This window comes from Zooshikella ganghwensis (assembly GCF_018263875.1).
Lineage (GTDB): Bacteria > Pseudomonadota > Gammaproteobacteria > Pseudomonadales > Zooshikellaceae > Zooshikella > Zooshikella ganghwensis.
Map to the genome: position 1 here is coordinate 1 of NZ_JAEVHG010000046.1, position 4405 is coordinate 4405.

Sequence of the window (4405 nt, forward strand, 5' to 3'; positions counted from 1 at the left end):
GAGCACTTGGATATTTGATAGTTTTACATTACCACGCTGAACAGGTAGCAAGTGTTCTATTATTTTAAATTGTTCTGTTGTAATTTCCATGAGCCTATTGTAACAGAATTAGTGTTAACAGGCCCTAGTTAAATGAACCTTAATTCACGCGATCCTCGACTTTTTAGCCTATTAATTGCGCCAGTTGAGGTTAAAAAAAAGAGACACCCATTATTTATATTTAAAAAAATCATTTAACTCATTGCATACAACCACATAATGCTTTAACCAAACCTTATATATACCCATAACGAAGGGTTTTTAGAGGCTGCCGTCAAGCGATGAAGCCCCCGGAGCTTATATTAATAAGTGACTGGGGTGAAGAGTGCTGACAACAAACCCTAAAAATGATTCGTCAAGGGTATATAAACAGCTTGTCTAGAAAATAACTGTTTAGCTAGCCTTATTCCTTTAATAAACTTACGCTGCCATTGTTTTGCTATTTTCTTAAAATTATTTTCAGTCCCCATCACATCAATAAACCGTTTTTCTTTTTTACTCACATAAGTTAGTAATTCATCATGATTGATATTTAATCGAGCTAAGATAGGAGGCATATTACTAGGAATAGCACCTCGCTTATCATCTCGAATAGCTCGACCGAGCCAATCAACAAGCTGCAAATAATCTTTTGATGAAAAAGATATGGTACTGGGTTTTCCCTGTTTTTCATTACCCGAAAAGCGTAATAAAGGCACAGTAGGCAACGTTTGTTTAGGTAACTTAGTAGTTCGAACAAACGACTTATTTTGTTTTTTATTTTTTCGTTGGCGTTTTACCCATGCAATCATTCGCGCTTGAATTGAGGTAAAATCTGAAGCTTCTGGGGTTTCAGCCATTCCTGCACGGACCGGGTTTAAGTCAACATAACTCATACACGTCAATAATGCGGCTTCATCCAGTAACGCTTGGCTTTTAAAGCGGCCTTCCCAAAATCGCCCTTTACAGCCGTCTTCATCATTAGCCCATCGAGCAATCGGCTCATTTAAACAGCGCATAAACCATGATAAATCCGTTAACCGTATCCGCCATTGCTGAACAATATCATTAACGACTTTAAGCTCCGCCTTATCCAGCACAGCTCCTGCTAAATAACGCTGAACCATTGGAGGTCCTTGGTACAACTTCCGCCAACGACGAATCACTTCATCATCCGTCCATTGTGCCGCCTTTTCTTCATTAATGCGGACCACTAAATGATAGTGATTTGACATCACCGCATAAGCACAAATATCAATGGCAAACACTTTAACCAACTCAGCGAGCCGCTCAACCAACCAGGCTTTTCGGTGATCAAAGTTTTGCCCCGTCACCCGATCATCGCCACACAAAAAAGCACGACGAACACACCGACATATACAATGATAAAACGGTGTATCCGCCACACTGACTAACTCACTTCGTGGCCGTGTCATCCCTAAACCTCCACTCAAAACTGACTACTTTACAACCAGAAGTATAGCCCCACACTCCTGGCCATTTTTTGATCACAGTCAAATCTTGGCTGTCCTCTTTTTTGTTCCTCTGGCTATTTTTTAATCACAGTCAAATCTTGGCTGTCCTTTTTTTTCCGACGACGTAAAAGCCCAGCTCGATAGCTGGGCTTTGTTATTTCCATTAAAAGGCCTTTGCTACAGCATCCAGCTGCTCAACTAAATTTCTAGGGGGCGGAGTATCAACATACACTTGCGCCAATAGAAATGGGTCGATTACTTTCTCGGGCTCAGAATAACCAAACTCTCCTATTACATATCTTGAGAAAGAGTCTGACTCAATCCTCTCATCGACCATCCAGCACCCATCAAATTTACAGACAAGTAACTCCCCAATAAAATAACCGATCCTTGTCAACAACCAAGTTCGATTATCACCTTCCACATTTTGCTCCTCCATATACTTGCTGATATAGGGCAGAAACTTATCAGGCATGATTAATATTTCATGCGGATTTGGGCACCCTAATATTTCAGCAAATTTATGTAGTACAGGCATGCGTTCCTCTCGGAACGCATCAAACCCAGCTTTTCTTTTTTCTAACTCGGCTTTTTCTTCAGCCGTTAGGTCTCTCATAAGCCTCTCTCATATCATTCGTAAGTAACATGAATAATTCTATTTAATTCAAGTATTCTGGAAAGGTCTTGCGAAGGCGGCGCCTCAAGGAAATTCCACCGTGGGTCGTAGCCCGGTACGGTATCCCTCAGATAGAGGTCTTTTTCTATTTGCTGGTAAATCTTGTTATTCAGAGGTACTTCATTAAGCCCACCTGAGCTTACTGTCTGCTGATAAGTTTTAACTTCGTTTGCTAATACTCCACCATTTGGCAAATCAGCTGGCGCATCAACAAAGCGACCACCTGTTCCAGGCACAGGGTAATGTCGCTGGCCAGTAGAACCATACAATTCCTGAACGTAAGTTTCTCCAGCCTCCCATTTTTGACGACCTTCTAAACTACGTAATTCATCAAGAGTAAAAGTACGTTGCCCTGGTGCAGGTAGCGCTAGGATTTCGTCAGATCCACCCGTTACAGTGGTTGTTATCCTTGGAGTGCTACTGTCTGGAACAAAAGCAAACCTCCCATACCCACCGTCAATTATACCAGTATTTATAGTATACGCTGTTGATAAACTAACATTATTAAAGGCATAACCACTGCCACTGAAACTTGGTATGTCCAACTCACCATTATATTTATAACTATACTCAGCCGGATGCCAACCATGTAGACCTTCAACTTTCTGGTAAGACTGTGATCTAAAACTTAACTTACCAAAGGCTTTTTTCCCAGCTGGAGTTAAAACTAATGCTACAGCAGTCGCAGGTAAACCATATTGCATAAACACTTTACTACCAGCAACTTCATCCTCCCCCGGAGTAAAAAATTCCGAAACCATTTGATGCTCACCAGAAGGAAACTGGCTAAAAGCGATTGAAGATAAAAAGTTTCCTGATGTTTTAGCTAAACCAAACCAGTCTCCTTTTGAGCCAGTCCATCCTGACTGAAAACCTTTTTGATCATTGACCCAAACATCATCACCTAATGCTGCTCCAATAAAGCCACTGGATGAGTTACTTGCATTACTAAATACTTCAGTCATCAACTCCAAGCTTCTAACTATCTTCTCTCCAAATATCATCTCCCATAAATTAGGCTCCTTTATGTCACTTGACCTGTTAGGAAGCCGGCTATCCCCTAACCTATACCCAACACTTTCCCCCTGATGAGTAGATAATGCATATGAACTATCTAACTGATAAAAATTATAATTTTCATTGTATTCGTCTCTTTGTACTGGCGGCGTCCCCCCCCCACCATTACTTGCCAAACCATACTTAGCCAACCAAGCGAAGTCAGCTTGCCCTTCTAAGCTTTCTTCTAAACTCTTACGCTCATCAAGCACAATACTTTCCTGCACAACCGAAGAACTTAGCTGATAGAAGTTTGAGTCATTATCTTGAAGGCGCTTTTGGTTATCCCTCTCCAACTTCCCTTGCCCACGCTCATTAGCCACAGCCCAGTTCGACTTACTTTGTGTAACATGGTTATTTTTCTGAGCACTGGCTTTTTGTGGTGCCTGTTGATCACGCGGATCATCCTTCATCCACCCATCAAAGGTCTTAGTTAATGAAGCTCCAATGGCCTGCCCAACGGCTTGGCGTGCAACATTTTTAAAGTTGAACTTATTACCAAAGATTTTGGTTTCAACAGCAGAAGACACGAATGTCTCCGTTAAGGTTGCCGCAAATGTACCCCAGTTATCAGCGCCTACTTTAGAACCAATTGAAGAACTAACCGCTCCACCTAACTCAGCCCCAATCGCTGAAGCCGCAATCGACTTCCAGCTAAACTTATGCTCTCGGTCCATTGCACTGGATACCAGCTGACGAGCAGTTGCTTTAGCCGCAGCCATATAACCTCTAGAACCTTGAACAGCATTACCCACTTTTTGCATAGTGGATATCGACTCGCCTGCGGCCTTTGCTTTAGCAACTGCATCAGCAGAGCTACTAGCCCACTTTTCAACCCCCACACTTGCAGCCGCCATGAGTCCATCCTTGGCAACTTCTTTCCAGGAGAAGTGATACCCATTTTGCTGCCCGGTTAAGATAGCGCCCGTCTGCATAATCGCTTGGGACGTCACACCTGCTGCCAGTATGCCTCCACCAATACCTGCCACAGTAGCACCGAATGCTTTGACCATTCCCGCAAACACAGCACCACCAGCCCAGGCAGCGGCAACTGCCACAACCACCATCACCACCATGGCCGCGCCACCACAGCCCCCACCCGCTGGTTTAATCGGCGGCGGTGGCATATCCGGTAACGTCGGACTCACATCACCAATCGCCACCCCAGCGTTATAGGGGC

Annotated in this window: 3 protein-coding genes; all 3 read right to left on the bottom strand. The window is 43.3% G+C overall.

Annotated features, from left to right (window positions below):
• Window positions 1-380: 380 nt before the first annotated feature.
• On the bottom strand, window positions 381-1454 hold the full coding sequence (locus KHS79_RS25590) for a transposase (protein WP_212722996.1): 1074 nt from the start codon (window positions 1452-1454) through the stop codon (window positions 381-383).
• A gap of 202 nt (window positions 1455-1656) precedes the next feature.
• Entirely contained in the window at window positions 1657-2109 is a 453-nt protein-coding gene (locus tag KHS79_RS25595; RefSeq protein WP_027708889.1) for a hypothetical protein, read from the bottom strand.
• Between the two features lie 14 nt (window positions 2110-2123).
• Window positions 2124-4405 (bottom strand): hypothetical protein (locus KHS79_RS25600; RefSeq protein ID WP_212722997.1); only part of this gene is annotated, 2282 nt, incomplete at its 5' end.

Excerpts from the sequence above, each read along its gene's own strand:
- KHS79_RS25595 (WP_027708889.1), bottom strand. The coding sequence starts at position 2,109 with ATGAGAGACCTAACGGCTGAAGAAAAAGCCGAGTTAGAAAAAAGAAAA.
- KHS79_RS25590 (WP_212722996.1), bottom strand. The coding sequence starts at position 1,454 with ATGACACGGCCACGAAGTGAGTTAGTCAGTGTGGCGGATACACCGTTT.